General features: G+C 65.6%; 20 protein-coding genes. 8 read left to right on the forward strand and 12 right to left on the reverse strand.

Annotated features, from left to right (window positions below; all coding sequences use genetic code 11):
- Positions 1–37: 37 nt before the first annotated feature.
- The 4 genes from EGM87_RS09720 to EGM87_RS09735 are packed head-to-tail and all read left to right on the forward strand — an operon-like array spanning position 38 to position 2,676.
- The gene (locus EGM87_RS09720; RefSeq protein WP_025547620.1) at positions 38–640 is read left to right on the forward strand and encodes a LemA family protein; all 603 of its coding nucleotides are present in this window, start codon (positions 38–40) and stop codon (positions 638–640) included.
- 7 nt (positions 641–647) lie between these two features.
- Entirely contained in the window at positions 648–1,460 is an 813-nt protein-coding gene (locus EGM87_RS09725) for a TPM domain-containing protein (protein WP_044662724.1), read from the forward strand.
- A complete protein-coding gene (locus EGM87_RS09730) occupies positions 1,460–2,137 on the forward strand; it encodes a TPM domain-containing protein (protein ID WP_044662725.1) in 678 nt (225 codons plus the stop codon). The genes EGM87_RS09725 and EGM87_RS09730 overlap by 1 nt, the downstream gene beginning before the upstream one ends.
- The gene (locus EGM87_RS09735) at positions 2,134–2,676 is read left to right on the forward strand and encodes an NUDIX hydrolase (RefSeq protein ID WP_044662726.1); all 543 of its coding nucleotides are present in this window, start codon (positions 2,134–2,136) and stop codon (positions 2,674–2,676) included. The genes EGM87_RS09730 and EGM87_RS09735 overlap by 4 nt, the downstream gene beginning before the upstream one ends.
- 137 nt (positions 2,677–2,813) lie before the next feature.
- On the opposite strand, the gene EGM87_RS09740 is transcribed toward EGM87_RS09735, so the two are convergent.
- The 4 genes from EGM87_RS09740 to sdhC all read right to left on the reverse strand — a co-directional run bounded on the left by EGM87_RS09740 (position 2,814) and on the right by sdhC (position 6,633).
- Positions 2,814–3,830, reverse strand: a complete 1,017-nt coding sequence (locus tag EGM87_RS09740) for a 50S ribosomal protein L11 methyltransferase (RefSeq protein ID WP_044662727.1) — start codon at positions 3,828–3,830, stop codon at positions 2,814–2,816.
- 204 nt (positions 3,831–4,034) lie between these two features.
- Complete coding sequence (sdhA, locus tag EGM87_RS09745; protein WP_025547629.1) at positions 4,035–5,849, reverse strand: succinate dehydrogenase flavoprotein subunit; 1,815 nt, start codon at positions 5,847–5,849, stop codon at positions 4,035–4,037.
- Positions 5,849–6,238 carry a succinate dehydrogenase, hydrophobic membrane anchor protein gene (gene sdhD, locus EGM87_RS09750; RefSeq protein ID WP_044662728.1) on the reverse strand — a complete coding sequence of 130 codons (390 nt, stop codon included), beginning with the start codon at positions 6,236–6,238 and terminating at the stop codon, positions 5,849–5,851. The genes sdhA and sdhD overlap by 1 nt, the downstream gene beginning before the upstream one ends.
- Positions 6,238–6,633: a succinate dehydrogenase, cytochrome b556 subunit gene (gene sdhC / locus EGM87_RS09755; protein ID WP_044662729.1), complete on the reverse strand. Its 396-nt coding sequence runs from the start codon at positions 6,631–6,633 to the stop codon at positions 6,238–6,240. Before sdhC ends, sdhD begins: the two co-directional genes overlap by 1 nt.
- 283 nt (positions 6,634–6,916) lie before the next feature.
- Here sdhC and EGM87_RS09760 point away from each other — a divergent pair, with 283 nt between their 5' ends.
- Positions 6,917–8,248, forward strand: a complete 1,332-nt coding sequence (locus EGM87_RS09760) for a methyl-accepting chemotaxis protein (protein ID WP_025547635.1) — start codon at positions 6,917–6,919, stop codon at positions 8,246–8,248.
- A gap of 45 nt (positions 8,249–8,293) precedes the next feature.
- Here EGM87_RS09760 and EGM87_RS09765 read toward each other — a convergent pair whose 3' ends face one another.
- The 5 genes from EGM87_RS09765 to EGM87_RS09785 form a co-directional block, all read right to left on the reverse strand.
- A complete protein-coding gene (locus EGM87_RS09765; RefSeq protein WP_044662730.1) occupies positions 8,294–8,572 on the reverse strand; it encodes a DUF2218 domain-containing protein in 279 nt (92 codons plus the stop codon).
- 2 nt (positions 8,573–8,574) lie between these two features.
- Entirely contained in the window at positions 8,575–9,195 is a 621-nt protein-coding gene (locus EGM87_RS09770) for a PadR family transcriptional regulator (RefSeq protein ID WP_025547637.1), read from the reverse strand.
- A gap of 275 nt (positions 9,196–9,470) precedes the next feature.
- Positions 9,471–10,025, reverse strand: a complete 555-nt coding sequence (gene grpE, locus EGM87_RS09775) for a nucleotide exchange factor GrpE (RefSeq protein ID WP_025547639.1) — start codon at positions 10,023–10,025, stop codon at positions 9,471–9,473.
- Entirely contained in the window at positions 10,022–11,065 is a 1,044-nt protein-coding gene (hrcA, locus tag EGM87_RS09780) for a heat-inducible transcriptional repressor HrcA (protein ID WP_044662731.1), read from the reverse strand. The genes grpE and hrcA overlap by 4 nt, the downstream gene beginning before the upstream one ends.
- A 43-nt stretch (positions 11,066–11,108) precedes the next feature.
- The gene (locus EGM87_RS09785; RefSeq protein ID WP_044662732.1) at positions 11,109–11,624 is read right to left on the reverse strand and encodes a DUF6438 domain-containing protein; all 516 of its coding nucleotides are present in this window, start codon (positions 11,622–11,624) and stop codon (positions 11,109–11,111) included.
- Positions 11,625–11,721: 97 nt separating this feature from the next.
- Here EGM87_RS09785 and rph point away from each other — a divergent pair, with 97 nt between their 5' ends.
- Both rph and rdgB read left to right on the forward strand, forming a co-directional pair.
- Positions 11,722–12,438, forward strand: a complete 717-nt coding sequence (gene rph / locus EGM87_RS09790) for a ribonuclease PH (RefSeq protein WP_025550035.1) — start codon at positions 11,722–11,724, stop codon at positions 12,436–12,438.
- A gap of 48 nt (positions 12,439–12,486) precedes the next feature.
- Positions 12,487–13,116, forward strand: a complete 630-nt coding sequence (rdgB, locus tag EGM87_RS09795; protein ID WP_025550034.1) for an RdgB/HAM1 family non-canonical purine NTP pyrophosphatase — start codon at positions 12,487–12,489, stop codon at positions 13,114–13,116.
- Positions 13,117–13,305: 189 nt separating this feature from the next.
- Here the strand turns inward: rdgB and EGM87_RS09800 are convergent, their stop codons facing one another.
- Positions 13,306–14,163, reverse strand: a complete 858-nt coding sequence (locus EGM87_RS09800) for an SMP-30/gluconolactonase/LRE family protein (RefSeq protein ID WP_044662733.1) — start codon at positions 14,161–14,163, stop codon at positions 13,306–13,308.
- Positions 14,164–14,176: 13 nt separating this feature from the next.
- On the reverse strand, positions 14,177–15,319 hold the full coding sequence (locus tag EGM87_RS09805) for an aldose epimerase family protein (RefSeq protein ID WP_443096432.1): 1,143 nt from the start codon (positions 15,317–15,319) through the stop codon (positions 14,177–14,179).
- A gap of 130 nt (positions 15,320–15,449) precedes the next feature.
- Here EGM87_RS09805 and EGM87_RS09810 point away from each other — a divergent pair, with 130 nt between their 5' ends.
- Entirely contained in the window at positions 15,450–16,754 is a 1,305-nt protein-coding gene (locus tag EGM87_RS09810; RefSeq protein ID WP_044662735.1) for a sugar MFS transporter, read from the forward strand.
- A 184-nt stretch (positions 16,755–16,938) separates the two neighbouring features.
- Here the strand turns inward: EGM87_RS09810 and EGM87_RS09815 are convergent, their stop codons facing one another.
- Positions 16,939–17,703: a FadR/GntR family transcriptional regulator gene (locus tag EGM87_RS09815; protein ID WP_044662736.1), complete on the reverse strand. Its 765-nt coding sequence runs from the start codon at positions 17,701–17,703 to the stop codon at positions 16,939–16,941.
- Positions 17,704–17,918 lie beyond the last annotated feature (215 nt).

Genomic DNA, 17,918 nt, shown 5'->3' on the forward strand with positions numbered 1-17,918 from the left:
CCTATTTCCTCACACGAAACAAGCCTGAGGATGTTCCATGACGATCCTGCGCCAGTTCCGCCTGTTCCTTCTGCCGCTGCTGGGCGCCTTTGCGCTCAGCGCCTGCGGCATCAACAGCGTCCCCGCCGCCGAGGAGGTCGCAAAGGCCAAATGGGCCGATGTGCAGGCGCAATATCAGCGCCGCGCGAACCTTGTCGGCAATCTCGTGGCCACGGTGAAAGCCGCCGGCAAGCAGGAGCAGGACACGCTGGTCAAGGTGACGGAGGCCCGCGCCAGGGCCACCTCCGTCCAGGTCAATGCCGAGGATCTGTCCGATCCCGCCAAGGTGCAGCAGTTCCAGCAGGCGCAGGCGCAACTGAGCCAGGGCCTTGGCCGCCTTCTCGCCTCGGTAGAGGCTTATCCGGAGCTCAAGACCAACCAGAATTTCCTCGACCTGCAATCGCAGCTCGAGGGTACGGAGAACCGCATCGCCGTCGCCATTCGCGACTATAACGAAGCGGTGCGCGCCTATAACACCCGCATCCGCACCTTCCCCGACGCGATCGGCGCCAAGATCATCCATGGCGCGAAGCCCATGACTCCGTTCCAGGCCACCACGCCCGGCGCGGAAGAAGCGCCGAAGGTCGATTTCGGCAACTGAGCCGGTGATGCTCCGCCGCCTGCTCCTGATCTTCGCGCTGCTGGTTTTCATGCCCGTGGCGGGAGGGACGGGAATCGCGCCTTCCGCTCAGGCCCAGACCTTCCCCAAGCTGACCGGCCGGGTGGTGGATGACGCCGCCCTGCTCTCCCCTCAGCAGAAGCAGGCGTTGACCGACAAGCTGGCGGCGCTGGAGCAGCAGAGCGGGCGGCAACTGGTGGTGGCGACCCTGCCCGACCTCCAGGGATATGACATATCCGATTATGGCTATCGGCTGGGCCGCGCCTGGGGAATCGGGTCCAAGGACAAGAATGACGGCGCGCTGCTGATCATCGCCCCCAATGAGCGTAAGGTGCGGATCGAGGTCGGCTACGGCCTGGAAGGCATCATGACCGATGCGCTGTCGTCCCAGATCATCCGCAACGCCATCACGCCCCGGTTCAAGGCCGGGGACATGCCCGGCGGGATCGATGCGGGCGTGGACGCCATCGGCAAGCTGCTGACCCTGCCCCCCGAAGAAGCCAAGGCGCTGGCGGCGCAGGCCGAAGCCAGGGCGCGCGACGCAGCGGATGATGGCGGGGCATTCATGGCGATATTCTGGCTCGTGGTCGTCGCGATCATCGTGATCGCCATGCTTTCCGGGCGGGGCAAGGGACGGCGCTATCGGGGCGGATCGGGACCGATCATCCTGTGGGGGCCGGGCGATTCCGGATGGGGCGGCGGCGGTGGATCAGGCTGGGGCAGTGGCGGCTGGGGCAGCGGCGGCGGCTTTTCGGGCGGCGGCGGCAGCTTCGGCGGCGGCGGCGCGTCGGGGGACTGGTGATGCGCCTGATCATGAACGAAGCCGATCACGACCGCGTGACCGCTGCGGTGGCCGAAGCGGAGAAGGCGACGGATGGCGAGATCGTCACCATCGTCGCGCGCCGGTCGGACGCCTATCATGATGCAGGGCTGCACTGGGCCATCGGCGCGGTGTTCCTGGCCCTGTCGGCGGCGGCGGCCTTCCCCCTGCATTTCCGGCGCTTATGCTCCTGGCTGCTGCAAAGCTGGGAGCATGAGGTGGAGGACTGGAAGCTCTTGACGGTCCTGCTCAGCCTGCTCATCCTCAAATTCCTGATCGTCCGCTATGCACTCGCCTGGATGCCGCTGCGCATGGCGTTGACGCCCAAGGCCACCAAGGCCCGCCGCGTGCGCCGCCGTGCCATCACCCTGTTTCGCGCGGTAGCCCAGGGGCGCACGCGCGGACGGACCGGCGTGCTCATCTACCTCTCGCTGGATGAGCATCGGGCGGAACTCGTCGCGGATGCGGCGATCAACGAAAAGGTCGCTCCGGAAATTTGGGGCGAGGCCATGGCCGCACTGATCGACGGCGTGCGCGCAGGCCGCGCCGCCGAAGGCATGGCGGAAGCGGTGCGGCAGGTCGGCAGCGTGCTGGCCGAATATTTTCCGGCGACCGGCGACAATCCCAATGAATTGCCCGACAGGTTGATCGAATTATGAGCGAGCAGGACGGGGCTTCCCCCGAAGAGATCATGTGGGAAGGCCGCTTCATCACCGCCAAGCGCCGGGGCAGGTGGGAATATGTCGGCCGGGCGCGGGGCATCCATGCCGCCGTCATTCTGGCCGTGGACGAGGCGGCGGACGGGCGGCATGTGTTGCTGGTCGATCAATATCGCGTGCCACTGGGCCGCCGCTGCATCGAATTGCCCGCGGGCCTTGTGGGCGACCATGACGAGGGCGAGGAAGCCGTGCTGGCCGCCACTCGCGAACTGGAGGAGGAAACCGGCTACCTGCCCGGCCGGATGGAGGCTTTGGGTGAATTCTACAGTTCGCCCGGCATGGTGTCGGAGAGCTTCACGCTGTTCCGTGCGCATGACCTCATGAAAACCGGCGATGGCGGCGGCGTGGAAGGCGAAGATATCCGCGTGCACCGCGTGCCGCTCGACAGGATTCACGACCGGATCGCGGCATGGCGGACGGAAGGCTTCGCAATCGACGTGAAGCTGCTGTTGCTGCTGGGTGCGGGCATCGTGGGCTGAGGCCTTTTGCAGGGCGAGGCGCTCCAGGCCGTCCCGCCCTGTAAATGCATCACCTCCGCCAACGTGCGGTCACCTCAACCGTCCGCTGTCGAAACGGTCCCAAGTCGATCCAGGCGATGATCACGCTCAGCCAAAGGTCACAGACTGCCGAAACCAGGGGCTTCGCCACGGGCATTGCCGTCGATGCGGGTCGGCCGTCTCCAGCCGATCCGCGGGCGCTTGCGCAGGCGGAGGGTCGGCCAGTCGCCGCGGTCCGTCCGTTCCGCCAGGCGCATTCCCTGGGCGCGATAGGCAGCCAGCACCGCACCGGCCTGTTCATTGAGCAGCCCCGCAAGGACGATGGTGCCGCCTTCCTCCACCAGCGCGCAGAGCGAGGGAGCAAGTTCGATCAGCGGACCGGCCAGGATATTGGCGATCAGCAGGTCATAGGGCGCGCGCGTCGCAATAGCCGGGTGATCCACGCCGGCAGCCGTGTAGAGCGCGAGTTGCCCCTGTCCCTTGCCCGTCGCAATCCCGTTGGCCGCCGCGTTGGCAGCGCTGATCTCCACCGCGACGGGATCGATGTCGGACGCCGTCGCATAAGCACGCGGCCAAAGGTGGAGCGCCGCGAAGGCAAGCAGGCCAGTGCCCGTTCCGATGTCCGCGACATTGCCGAAGCGCATGCCGACCCGCCGCATGCGGTCGAGCATGATCAGGCAGCCCGCCGTGGTTTCATGCTGGCCAGTGCCGAAGGCGCGGCTCGCCTCGATCAGGAAATTGACGTGACCGGGCGCCGCCGGGTCGCTGGCGAGATTGCGGACATGGAAACGCCCCGCAGTGACGGGTTCCAGCCCCTGCTGGCTCAACGTCACCCAATCCTCGTCGGGCAGTTGCTCGACCAGCGGCTTGACGCCGGCGGCGCTGGGGACGAGCGAACGGAGCAGCCGGATCGCGGCGGGGCTCGGCTGGCCTTCGAAATAGGCGTCGAGCCGCCAGCTTTGTTCATTATCGGGCTCCGCCTCGCTGGTCATCAGCACAGGCGGACGATCCATCAGCGCGAAGGCGGCAATGTCGCCATCCAGCGCTTCGGCCTCCGCACGGGTGCATGGGAAGGTGACTTTCCAGCTTTGCGCCTTCTCTTCGGCCAGCGCGGATGGGGTGGCAAGGTCGTTCATGTCGCGGCCTTTAGACCTTTGGCGGATGGAGGGGAAGCAGGCACATCTGCCGGGGATGCAAGCCTTGGGTGATCGAGGACATCAAACCCCTTCCCTGAAGCAGGGGGGAAGCGCCGGTGTCCGCAATTTCCCAGAACGAAGCATATATAAGAAAAGGGCGAGCTTCGCAGCCCGCCCTTCCCTGTTTCCCGCCGTTCGCGCGGCTTAGTAAACGCGCGCCTTGGGCTTGATATATTCCGCCTCGTCCGTGAGCGTGTAATCGTGCACCGGACGGTAGTCGAGCGTCACCTTGCCGCCCTTGCCGCCCCAGCCCTCGAACCAGCTTACGGTGTGCTTCATCCATTCGGCGTCGTCGCGGTTCGGGAAGTCCTCATGCGCATGGGCGCCGCGGCTTTCCTTGCGGTTTTCCGCGCTGACCATGGTGCAGACAGCCTGGGACATCAGATTGTCCAGTTCCAGCGTCTCGATCAGGTCGGTGTTCCAGATCAGCGAGCGGTCCGAAACCGCGACGTCCTGCAAGCGGCCATTGACCTCTGCCATCTTCGCGACGCCCTCCGCCAGCAGCGCGCTGTCGCGGAACACGGCGGCGTGCTTCTGCATGGTGTGCTGCATTTCCAGGCGGATCTTCGCCGTGGGCGAACCGCCCTTTGCATTGCGATAGTGATCGAGGCGGCCCAGCGCCAAGTCGGCCGCGTCCTTGGGCAGCGGACGATGCGAGCCGTTGGGCTTGATCGTTTCCTTGAGGTGCAAGCCGGTCGCGCGGCCGAAGACGACGAGATCGATCAACGAGTTGGAACCCAGGCGGTTCGCGCCATGGACCGAAACGCAGGCCGCTTCACCCACGGCATAGAGGCCCGGCACCACGACTTCGGGATCGTCACCGACCTTCGTCACCACCTGCCCATGATAATTGCAGGGAATGCCGCCCATATTATAGTGGACGGTCGGCGTCACCGGCAGCGGCTGGCGGGTCAGGTCGACACCGGCGAAGATCTTGCCGCTTTCGGTGATGCCCGGCAAGCGTTCCGCCAGCACCTTGGGATCGATATGATCGAGGTGCAGGTAGATATGGTCCTTGTTAGGACCCACGCCGCGCCCTTCGCGCATTTCCATGGCCATGGAGCGCGACACGACGTCGCGCGACGCCAGATCCTTCGCGGAAGGCGCATAGCGCTCCATGAAACGCTCGCCCTCGGAATTGGTGAGGTAACCGCCCTCGCCCCGCGCGCCTTCCGTGATGAGCACGCCCGCGCCGTAGATGCCGGTCGGGTGGAACTGCACGAATTCCAGATCCTGCAAAGGCAGGCCCGCGCGCAGCACCATGCCGCCGCCGTCGCCGGTGCAGCTATGCGCCGAAGTGGCGGAGAAGTAAGCGCGGCCGTAACCGCCCGTCGCCAGCACGACCGCCTTGCTGCGGAAGCGATGGATCGAACCGTCTTCCATGCAGATGGCGATGACGCCCCGGCATTCCTTGCCGTTCGGGCCGTCTTCCATGATCAGGTCGATGGCGAAATATTCGATGTAGAAGTCCGCGTCATACTTCAGGCTCTGCTGATAGAGCGCGTGCAGCATGGCGTGGCCGGTACGGTCGGCGGCGGCGCAGGTGCGCTGCACCGGCGGGCCGGCGCCCATATTCTGCATGTGGCCGCCGAAGGGACGCTGGTAGATGGTGCCATTGTCGTTACGGCTGAACGGAACGCCCGCATGCTCCAGCTCGATCACGGCGGCCGGCGCCTCGCGCACCATATATTCGATGGCGTCCTGGTCGCCCAGCCAGTCCGACCCCTTGACGGTGTCGTACATGTGCCAGGTCCAGTGGTCGGGCGAGTTGTTGCCAAGGCTCGCCGCGATGCCGCCCTGCGCCGCCACCGTATGGCTGCGGGTCGGGAACAGCTTGGTGATGCAGGCGGTCTTCAGGCCCGCTTCCGCGCTGCCCATGGTGGCGCGCAGGCCGGAGCCGCCGGCACCCACGACGACCGTGTCATAGGTGTGGTCGATGATCTTGTAGGCTTCGCTCATTATTTGACGATCCCCGTGAAGGCGATCTTGGCGATCGCGAAGATGCCCGCGGCCGCGCCGCCAATGGCATAGAAGTTCAGCAGCAGGATGCAGAAGAAGTTGAGGCCCTTGTCGTGGACATAGTCCTCCAGCATGATCTGCATGCCCAGGCGCAGGTGATAGAAGATGCTGACCAGCATCAGCATCAGCGGCACCGCCACCAGGGGCTGCGCGATCCAGTTATGGACGCTCTGATAGTCGAGGCCGGGCAGGGCGATCAGGCTGAACAGCAGCCACAGGACCAGCAACAGGTTGCCGACGGCGGTATAGCGCTGCGCCAGCCAGTGATGCGCGCCATGCCTCGCCGATCCAAGACCGCGGACGCGGCCGATTCCGGTTCCGGTTCCCATCAGAATTTCCCCGTGCAGATGGCGGCCCAGAAGGCGATGGTGAGGAGCATCGAGAAGACGAAGGTCAGCAGCGACCAGATCTTGTTGTTCTTGAGCTCATAGCCCGCGCCCAGATCGAGCACGAAGTGGCGAAGACCGGAGCAGAGATGCTGGAAGAAGAACCAGCTAAGGCCGGCCATCACCAGATAGCCGATGGGCGAAGTCGCGCATTTGACGAAGGTTGCATAGGCATCCGGCCCCATGGCGGCGGCCATCAGCCACCAGACCAGTCCCATCGCGCCGACCGTCGCAAGACCGTTGCCGGTCACGCGGTGCATGATGGAGACGGCCATGGCTGGCCCCCATTTCCAGATCGTCAAATGCGGCGAGAGCGGCCGGCTCGTGGTTCGCGCCATATCTTCCCTACGTCCCTGATGTTTGTCCCTCGAGTCCCGTCCCCTTAGGAGCGATACGCCAAGAGGGCAAGCCGCCCTGACCACGCGACGGGGCGATCCCCGCCAGGCCGGCGGAACATTTCCGGGATGAGGAACCATGCAGGCCGGTTTTCGGCGGTCGATGACGGGTAAAGCGCCAAAGGATCGGGATCGGGGCCGAATGTCCGCCGATCCTAAGAAGTGATTAACCAAATGGCGCTATCACCCGACGGGACAATGAGACCAATCTGGGGTTTTGCCGCACATGAATTCCGCCGCCACGCCCAAAAGCACCGTCCTTGCGATGATGAGGGAGGTCGACCCGCATGGCGAGCTGGCGCAGGGGTTGCGCCAGATTCGCGACCTGCTGGGCGAACAGGTGACCCTGGCGGCGCGCACTTTCTACGATGCCTATGTCGAGCAGACGGGGCTGCGGTCGAAGCTCAACCCCTCCACGCTCGCCAAGATCGAGACGGAAGCGCATGAATATGTGCGCCAGAAACTCGGCTATTACGATGCGGGCGAATGGGCGATTTCCTCCATCGCCTGCGTACGCCACGCCCGCAAGCACGGCTCCCCGCTGCGTGCGGTGCTGATGCCGGTGGCTGCGGCCAACGAGAAGCTGATCGACCTTATCTGGCATCGGATGGAGGATGAAACGGGGCGTCGCCGTCTGGTGCATGTCATGATGCAGGTCGGCATGGTCGACGCCGGGCTGATGGCGAACGTCATCGCAGGCGACGAGGCGGAGGCGCAGCGCAACGAGCGCCAACGCTTCGGCACGATGTTCGAACAGCGGATCATGGGAGAGATCGACGGCGCGTCGCAATTGGGCGAATCGCTGCGCGAACAGGCGAAGGACGCATCGGCCGCGACACGCGGCATGCTGGGCAAGGCGTCGGAAGTCGCCGCCGCCGCCGAACAGTCCGCCCTTGCGATGCGCGAAGCCGCCCGCACCTCCGCCGGCCTCATTCGCGCTATCGAGGATGCGCGGACGGAGGTGGAAAGCGCGGCCGACGTCGCCCAGCGGGCGGCCCGCCAGTCGGGCGACGCGGTGGCCATGTCGACCACCCTGTCCGACCATGCGAAATCCATCGAATCGATCCTGGGCCTGATCCGCGACATTGCCGGCCAGACCAACCTGCTTGCGCTCAACGCCACGATCGAGGCGGCCCGCGCGGGCGATGCCGGCCGCGGCTTCGCGGTGGTCGCGCAGGAGGTGAAGAGCCTCGCCAACCAGACCGCCCGCGCCACCGATGAGATCGCGGGCAAGATCGCGGACATCCAGGCATCCACCCGCCAGTCGGTGGAGACCAACGAGCGCATTCGCGACACGGTGGGCGAGGTCCAGGCCAGCGCCGAACGCATCCGCCACGCCATGGATGCCCAGGCGCAGACGGTGACGATGATCACCGCCGCTGTCGACGAAACCGCGCTGGCCGCCGACTCCATGTCGTCGACCATCAGCGCCATCCGCCAGGATACCGAGGTGGTCGCATCCGAAATCGACCAGCTCGAACGCGGCTTCATGAGCGTGGAAGGCAAGCTTTCCAGCCTGCGCGCGGCGTCATCGGACTTCGGACGCCAGGTGGCCTGAGGAAGAGCGGCGGCCGGCGGGGCGGAACTGCCCGCCCCGCCCCCCTTACCGCCAGTCGAAGGTCAGCGGCGCTTCCCTGAAGGCGAAGCGGTCGAGATGGTCCGCCACCACCTGCTTGAAGCGTTCGACATCGGTCCCCTCCCCCGGTTCGATCGTGACGGTCAGGGCGTCAGCCCCGGCCGCCATCCGGATCGGCCCCATGGGAAAGGCGATGCTTCCCTGCCGCGCGTCGAAATCGGTTTCGAACTTGTGCCCCCAATGCTTGCACAGCTGCTGGAGATAGCGGCTGGCGCTGGCGGTCGGCACATGCGCCGTCAAAGCCATGGTCAAAGCCTTTCGATCCTGCTGGCCGCCTCGTCGATCAGCGCGGCGACGTCGAACATGGTCTGCGCATCCGCCCCCTCCTTTTCAAGCCGCGCCCGGACCGCCATGCCCAGATTGTGCATGGCCCGCCGGATCGGCGCGCCGTCGGTGCGCTCCGCCTTGCGCGCCAGCGAGCCCAGCCGGTCCATGACCAGCGCCACGCCTTGTTCATGGTCGGCAAGATAGGCCGTGCCCGCCTCCGTGATCGCGAACAGCTTGCGGCTGCTTTCGCCCGGCTGCTCCGCGATCAGATCCATGTCCGCAAGCAAGGTCAGCGTCGGATAGACGACGCCCGGACTTGGCACATAAACCTCGCCCGACAGGGTTTCGATCTCGCGGATCAGATCATAGCCATGGCGGGGCGCGTCGGAGATGAGCTTGAGCAGGATGAGCCTGAGCGCGTCATTGCCGAACAGGCGGCGACGGCCGCCACCCCGCCCGCCGCCAAAATGCCCGCCCCGGCCGCCGCCGAACGGACCATCCCCGAAGCGACCGCCAAAGCCGCCGGGTTCGCGGCCGTCCGGTCCGAACATGCGGTCATGGCCAAAACCGTGGTGCCCGCGAGCGCGATGATGAAAATGCATGGATGATTCTCTCAACTGTTTCTTGATAGTTTGAGATATATCTTAAAAAGATCGAACGTCAAGAGTTGCGATATATCTTTATCGCGGATCAGGGCTATTGCGGGAACTCCCCAAAAATCTGGGCCGGCCTTCCGCCCCACCAGTGCCTGAATCCGGCTCAAGCATGACCCGGCCATCCCGGCGCGGTTCTGCCGGCGGACCGCGCGGGCCCGTGAACGAAAAAGGCCCGCCGGACGGTGGTCCAGCGAGCCCTTGCATGCTTCAGGTGCAACCGATCAGTCCGGTTTCTTCGCCACGCTGACCAGCGCCGGGCGCAGCAACCGGTCCTTGATCGTATAGCCTGCCTGCATCTCCACCAGCACCGTACCCGGCTCGGCATCGGCGGAGGGTACTTCCATCATCGCCTGATGCTTGTTGGGGTCAAGCGGCTGGCCGACCGACACCAGCTTCTCAATGCCGTTGCGGCCGAACACCGCCTCCAGTTCCCGCCCGGTGGCTTCAAGCCCGGCGACCAGGCCCTTGAACTTCTCATCCTCGCGCAGGTCGGCGGGGATCGCCTGAAGCGCGCGGCCCAGATTGTCCGCCACCGACAGCATGTCGCGGGCAAAGGCCGTCGCGGCATAGGCGCGTGCGTCGGCCAGTTCCTTTTCCAGCCGCCGCCGCACATTCTGCGCTTCGGCATGGGCGTAGAGCACCTCCTGCTTCGCGGTCGCCAGCTCGTTTTCAAGGCTCGCGATCCGTTCCGCCGCCGCGTCGCCGGCGGGCGACGCATCCTCGGGCAGTTCATCCACGACTTCGGTATTTTCGATATTCTGCTTATCTTCGCTCATCTCATCAATCTCGACAGCGTCTGTGCGGTGAAGTCCACCATGGGGATCACCCGCGCATAGTTCAAGCGCGTGGGGCCGATTACCCCGACCACGCCCACCACCCGGCCGTCACCGCTGCGGTAAGGCGCGGCTATGACCGAAGAACCCGACAGGGAAAAGAGCTTGTTTTCCGAACCGATGAAGATTTTGGTCGCGCTGCCCGCCAGCGCACTTTCCAGCAGCCGGGAAATCTCCTGCTTGCCTTCAAGCTGTTCCAGCAATTGCCTCACCCGCTCCAGATCGGCGGCGGTGCCGTCATCCAGCAGATGCGCCTGACCGCGCACGATCAGCACCGGGCGGTCATCGGCATCCTGCGACCACAGGGCGATACCCCTCGCCACCAGTTCCCCCGCCGCGCCCTGAAGCGCGTTCCGGTCCCCCTCCACCTCGCGCCGGAGGGCCTCGCGCGCCTGCGCCAGCGTCATGCCGCCGAAGCGCGCCGACATGAAGTTGGCAGCTTCGTTCAGCATCATCGGCGTCACGCCCACCGGAAGGTCCACGACGCGATTCTCGATGGAACCGTCCTGCCCCACCAGCACAGCCAGCGCCTGCCGTTCATTCAGGGGCACGAAGCCGAACTGCCGCAGCACCGGCTCCCGCTTGGGCACCATCACGATGCCGGCGCAGGCCGAGAGGCCGGACAGCGCAGCGGTCGCGGCCGACAGCGCCTCCTCTATCGGGCCGCCTTCGCTGATCCCGGCCTCGATCGCGCGCCGTTCCTCGACCGAAGGCTCCGCGGCCTGCATCATGCCGTCGACGAACAGCCTGAGGCCGGTTTCCGTCGGCATCCGTCCGGCGGAGGTGTGCGGCGCGGCAAGCAGGCCCAGTTCCTCCAGATCCTGCATCACATTGCGGATGGAGGCGGGCGACAAGCTGAGCGACGCCATCTTGCTGATCGTGCGCGAGCCAACGGGCAGCCCGGTGCCGAGATAGCTCTCGACCACCAGACGGAAAACGTCACGCGCACGTTCGTTAAGTTCGGTGATCGGGGTGACCGCCATGGCCTTTATCTAGGCAAGCATCGGTCCCGGCTCAAGCCCGTCGTCACCGGCCCTTCGCCGTCGTCGGCTTCACCATGGCGGCGACGTCGAGCATGCTGGGGATCGACGCGATGGTGGCGCGCAGCTTGCCATAGCCCGCATCCATGCAGCCCGACTGGAACTCCAGCCGGGTGGGCGGCGCTTCGCCCCGGGTCCATTCTATCACATAGCCGGGCATGTCCGTGGCGAAGCGGACGCAATTTTCCCCCTGGCCGATTCGCCTGACCGTGCCCTGCGCGGGCCGAAACTGCGCCAGCGCGGCGCGGAAGCGGCGATATTGCGCCGGCGTCACCGTGAAACGGGTCGGGCCGGGAATGGCGGTGAAACGCTGCGGCTCGATCAGCCCGGACCCGTCCGGCGTCACGCGCAGGCTGTAGCTGGGGCAGGCGCCGAAACAGGGACCGGCGGAAAATCTGATGGTATCGCCGGCCAGGGTCGGCTTTTCCAGCTCCGCCTGTTCCATGGCACAGCCGCCCAGCAGGACAGTGGCCGCCAAAATCGATAGTGCTTTCGTCACCATAGGCCGCTCTCTAGCATCTTTCGGGTTCATCGCCACTGGCATGATGGGCCGCCCGACGCTAAGCCCGCTCGACACAACGCTTCGGAGTAGAATATTTATGCGTCCTTCCGGCCGTGCGCCCGACCAGATGCGCGACATCACCATGGAACCCGGCTTCACCATCCATGCCGAGGGGAGCTGCCTGGTCAGCTTCGGTGACACGCGGGTCCTCTGCACCGCCTCGATCGAGGAGAAGGTGCCCCCCTTCCTACGCGGCAAGGGGTCGGGCTGGGTCACGGCGGAATATGGCATGCTGCCCCGCGCCACCCACACCCGCGGCAGCCGGGAGGCCGCCAAGGGCAAGCAGTCGGGCCGCACCCAGGAAATCCAGCGCCTCATCGGCCGGTCGCTGCGCGCCGTGGTCGACCTCCAGAAACTGGGCGAGCGGCAGATCGTCGTCGACTGCGACGTGATCCAGGCCGATGGCGGCACCCGCACCGCCGCCATTTCGGGAAGCTGGGTGGCGCTGCGCATCGCCATCGACAAGCTGCTGGCATCGGGCGCCCTCACCGAAGACCCCATCGTGCAGAAGGTCGCGGCGATAAGCTGCGGCATCTATAACGGCACCCCGGTGCTGGATCTGGACTATGCCGAGGACAGCAATGCGGAGGCGGACGCCAACCTGATCCTGACGGGCGACGGCAAGTTCGCGGAGGTGCAGGCGACCGCCGAGGGCGCGACCTATGACGAGGAGGAACTGCTGCGCCTGCTGCGCCTTGCCCGCATAGGCTGCGCGCGGATTTTCGCGGCACAGGACAAGGCGACCGGGAGATAATTCTTCCTTCCGTTCGTTTTTGGGGCGCGTGGGATATGGGATGACGGAATGAGCGATGAATTCGGGCAGGAACAGGCGATCCGCAAGCTGGGTCCGGGACGACTGGTGATCGCCAGCCATAATCCCGGCAAGGTGCGGGAAATCGGCGAATTGCTGGCGCCCTATGGCATAGAGACGGTATCCGCAGCGGCGCTGGACCTGCCCGAGCCGGAGGAGACCGGCACGACCTTCATCGCCAATGCGGAACTGAAGGCGATGCAGGCGGCGGATCTTTCCGGCCTGCCCGCGCTGGCCGACGACAGCGGCCTGTGCGTGGAGGCGCTGAACGGCGATCCGGGTATCTTCTCCGCCCGCTGGGCCGGCCCGACCAAGGATTTCGGCCTCGCCATGCAGCTCGTCTGGGACAATATCCAGGCGAAGGGGCCGGAAGCGGGTCATGACGCGCATTTCGTCTGCGCCCTGGCGCTGGCCTGGCCCGACGGCCATGTGGAGGCATTCGAAGGCCGCGTCGACGGCACGATCACCTGGCCGCCCCGGGGCGACAGGGGCTTCGGCTATGATCCGATCTTCCAGCCGCATGGTCATGGCATCAGCTTCGGCGAGATGGACCCGGAGAAGAAGCATGGCATGAGCCACCGCGCCGATGCGTTCGCGCAATTGGTGGCGGCGGTTTTTTAAGGAGCGCCTTCCGCCCGATTCGGCTGCCATGCTGCCGCGAAGGCTGCTGGACGAGGTGGGCGGCTCTTGGAAGCCCGGGGCCGGGCCCTGTGGATGATCTCATCGCCTTGACCGTGCTCCCGCCATCGCAGGAGCACGGCATGCATGAAGCCGGCGATCGGCCAGTAGCGGCCGATCCCGGCTTGTCCGTCATCCCGTGTAGAGGTTCGTCGGCAACCCCCGGACGCCGGGAAAGACTTCGAAAAACGCACCGTCATAGTCGCTTTCCGGCAGACCGGTCGCCGCCGAACTGACGAACATCCGGTCCAGCTCGTCCCCGGCGAAGCAGATGTTCGTCACCTGCCTGGCGGGCAGCGCGATCGAGCGGTCGAGCTTGCCCCCGGGCGTGAAGCGGCTGATCCGCCCGCCGCCCCAATGGGCTACCCACAGATGCCCATCCGCATCGACGGTCATGCCGTCGGGATAGCCATCCTCCTCGGCAAGGCGGATGAAGGGCCGGCGATCCGCCAGGCCGCCTTCGGCCGTGCGGGCGAAGCGATATATCTGCCGCCTGGCCGTATCGCTGTGATAAAGCCAGTGCCCGCAGGCGGAAAAGGCCGGGCCGTTGGGCACGCGATAGCCCCCGTCCATCACCGCCCAGCGTCCATCGGGATCGAGCCGGTAGAGCGCGCCCACGTCCTGCTCCTCCGCCATGTCCATCGTGCCGCACCAGATGGCGCCGCTCGCATCGGCCTTGCCATCGTTCATGCGGCTGCCGGGCAGATGCGGTTCGGGATCGCCCATCGGATCGATGACCAGCGGATCGAGCGAGAACCGGGCGAAGCCGCTCTGGAAGCCGCCGATGAAGCCCCCGCCCGCCCGCTCGGCCACCCAGCCGATCGGTTCGGGCATGGCCCAGCGCTGGATGGCGCCGTCGTCCAGCGACAGGCGGTTGAGCGCGGGCGCGAGTATGTCGGTCCAATAGACCGCATTCTCACGGGCGGACCATAGCGTCCCCTCCCCCAGCGCATCGCTTATGTCGCGGTCGACCTTGCGCCATTCACCCATGCCGGATGTTCCTTCAGCGCTTGACGGACAGGCGGTAGATCATCTGGTGATGATAGGGCTTGCCGGGGTCCACCCGCGCCGACAGGAATTTCGGCTGGTTGGGCGAGTCGGGGAATTTCTGCGGCTCCAGCGCGATGCCGTCGCCCATGCGGTAGAGATGTCCCTGCTTGCCGATCAGCGTCCCGTCCAGGAAATTGCCGGTGTAGAATTGCACGCCGGGCTCCGTCGTCAGCACGTCGAGCACGCGGCCCGACGCCGGGTCTTCCAGGCGCGCGGCCAGTTCGGGGGCCCTGGTCGCACCCTTGTCCAGCGCGAAATTATGGTCGTAGCCGCGCCCGGCGACGATCTGCGCGTCGCGGCCGTCGCGAATGCCATCCGCCACGCGGCGCGGCATGCGGAAATCGAACACCGTGCCTTCCACCGGCTTGAGTTCGCCGGTCGGGATCAGATTGGCGTCCACGGGCGTGAAGGCCCTGGCCGGAATGGTCAGCAGATGCCCCAGTGCGCTGTCGGCCGCTCCCTCGCCCGCCAGGTTGAAGATCGCATGGTTGGTCATGTTGACGATGGTCGGCCTGCTGGTCTTCGCGTCGAAGGCAATGCCCAGATTGCCTGCCTCGTCCAGCGTATAGGTGACGGTGGTGTCGAGCTTGCCGGGATAACCGGCGTCGCCGTCCGGGCTGGTGAGGGACAGGACCAGCGTGGCGGTCGGCCCGCTCTTCAGCGAAACGACGTTCCACGCCTGCTTATCGAAGCCCTTGCCCCCGCCATGCAGCGAATTGACCTTGTCATTGAGCGGCAATTGATAGCTCTTGCCGTCCAGCGTGAATTTGCCGCCCGCGATCCTGTTTGCGTAGCGGCCCACGGTCACGCCGAAATAATTGGGACGGTCGACATAGCCGGCAAGATCGTCATAGCCGAGCAGCACGTCCGCGATCTTGCCGTTGCGGTCCGGCCCCTCCAGCTTCTGCAAGGTCGCGCCATAGGTCAGGATGGTGGCCGACACGCCTTGTGCGTTCTTCAGCGTGATCGCCTCGATCGCCGTGCCGTCGGCCAGCGTGCCGGCGGGGGCGCGACTGGCCTCCGCCGCCAGTGCCGCCGTGCTTGTCATCATCAGGACGGCACCGTATGACAACGTTGCCAAAACCGTTCTGTTCATAAAGGCCTTTCGCATGCAGTTCCTCCCGGACGCCATTGACGCGTCGTTGGAGGGGATATACTCCTACAAAATAATCGGGCGCAACCCTGTTCCGGCGGCGCTCCTTTTCGACTCTTCCGGAGAAGGATGAATGGCAGGACCCATTTCCTCAACCGCGGCGCCCGCCGCGGCCCATAATCCGGGCACGCGCTACGGCCCTGCCCTGACGTTGCTGGCCAGCCTCTTTTTCATGTGGGGCTTCATCACCGTCATCAACAATACGCTGCTGCCGCATCTGCGCAGCGTGTTCGAGCTGAGCTACACCCAGACGACGCTGATCGAATCGGTGTGGTTCATCGCCTATTTCGTCGCTTCCATCCCCTCGGCCAAGCTGATCGAACGCATCGGCTACCAGAAGTCGCTGGTGACGGGGCTGCTGATCATGGCGGCGGGCGCGCTGGGCATGATGCTGGCGGCGTCCATCCCCTCCTATGGCGTGACGCTGCTCATGCTGTTCGTGATCGCCAGCGGCATCACCCTGCTCCAGGTCGCGGCCAATCCCTATGTCGCGGTGGTCGGCAAGCCGGAAACCGCCTCCTCGCGCCTGAACCTGGTGCAGGCGATGAACTCGGCGGGCACGATGCTGGCGCCGATGTTCGGGGCCTATCTGATCCTCGGCCGGTCGAAGGGCGGCACCGCCCAGGGCGATGTCGTGCTGACGCAGGCGGAACGGCTGGCCGATGCCCAGTCGGTGATCCTGCCCTATGGCCTGGTGGCCGTGGTGCTGGTGGTGCTGGCCGTCGTGATCGCGCGCTTCCCGCTGCCCGCTATGGGCGCATCGGCCACCCGCCTCGCCAAGGAGGAGCGGAAGAAGCATTCGCTGTGGGCGCATCGCAACCTGGTGTTCGGCGTTCCCGCGATCTTCATCTACCTGATTGCGGAAATCGGCGTCGCCAACCTGTTCGTGAACTTCGTCAGCCAGCCCCACATCGCCAACCTCACCCATGAACAGGCGGGCCGTTACCTGACCTTCCTCTGGGGCGGCATGATGGTCGGCCGGTTCGCGGGCTCCGCGATCATGCAGCGGTTCGACGCGGGCAAGGTGCTGGCCGCCTTCTCCATCGGCGCCTTTATCGTGATGATGATCACCGTCTTCGCCCATGGGGAGGTGGCGATGTGGTCGCTGATCCTGGTGGGCCTGTTCCACTCGATCATGTTCCCGACCATCTTCACCCTCGGCATCAAGGGGCTGGGGCCGCTGACCGAAGAAGGATCGGGCCTGCTGATCATGGCGATCGCGGGTGGCGCGCTGGTGGTGGTGCAGGGCTATCTGGCCGACCGTTTCGGTTTGCAGACCAGCTTCCTGCTGACTGCGGTCTGCGAACTTTACATCCTGTTCTATGCGCTATGGGGATCAAAGCCGACCCATGCGCTGCCCGATCAGCAGATCGGGTGACGGAGCCGAGGGTCGCAAGCCTCGAAACCGGAAAAGGCCGGAGCGGGACGTCCCGTTCCGGCCTTTTTTTCATCCTCGCCATCGGGATTGGAAGGGAAGCCGGCCAAAGGCTGGCGCAAGCGAAAATGGCACGACCTGCGCGTCCTTCCCGTCCACCACCGCTTCGCGCAGGTGAGGATGCGAATCACCGCGTCATCGCGCTCGCCGTATCCTCCAGCGCCAGATCGACAAGCACGCCCATCGCCTCCGCCGCCGCGGCCGCATCGCCTGCCGCAATGGCGTCGAACACCCGCACATGGTCCGGAATCGGGTTGCGCGGCAAGGCGCGCGCCCGCTGCTTGAACTGGGTGGTCCAGTTGACCGCCGCGCCGATGCTGGCAGACAGCGTCTGCAGCGCATCGTTGCGCGTCGAATTCAGGATCGCATTATGGAAATCGCGATCCGCCGCGCGCCCGGCCTCTGTCGCCAGCGTGTGGCGGCGCATCGCGGCCAGCGCGTCCTTCATCAGCTTGATGTCCTCCCTGGTCCGCCGCTGCGCCGCCAGCCGCGCCGCCGCGGGCTCGACGATGGCGCGCAGTTCGAACAGGTCGCGCACGAACTGAACGTCGGGCTCCCCGGCGAAGGCCCAGGCCAGCACCTCGGGATCGAGCAGGTTCCAGCGGTTGCGCGGCAGCACGCGCGTCCCCGCCTTGGGCCGGCTTTCCACCAGCCCCTTGGCGGTCAGCACCTGTATCGCCTCGCGATAGGCGCTGCGCGACACTTCCAGCTCCTCGGCAAAGGCGACTTCGCCGGACAGGACGTCGCCCGGCGCATATTGGCCGGACAAGATCGCCGTTCCCAGCTTGTGCGCGATGGCGCCATGCAGACGCCTTCCGGGACCCCGCGCCTCTTTCGATGCGCCCCCTTCGCCCTCTTCAGCCCCCTTCAAGAGCCGCCTTTCTTCAGCCATTCATGCTCCTCCGGCTCCTTCCTTAGCAGTCCATCAGCCAAGGCGAAACACAATCATTGCCTTCTACGACTAGCTGTAATATGTCGGAGTAATAAGGAGATTCACATGGCGGATAAAGCCCCGACTTTCGAACTTCAGGGCAGCTAGGCCGCCACGCGCCAGTCTCGCGCCGATGAAATGACTGACAATTCGACCTTTAGATGACGTTTGCGAGC

Source organism: Sphingobium sp. RSMS, from assembly GCF_005406185.4.
Taxonomy (GTDB): Bacteria; Pseudomonadota; Alphaproteobacteria; order Sphingomonadales; family Sphingomonadaceae; genus Sphingobium; species Sphingobium fuliginis.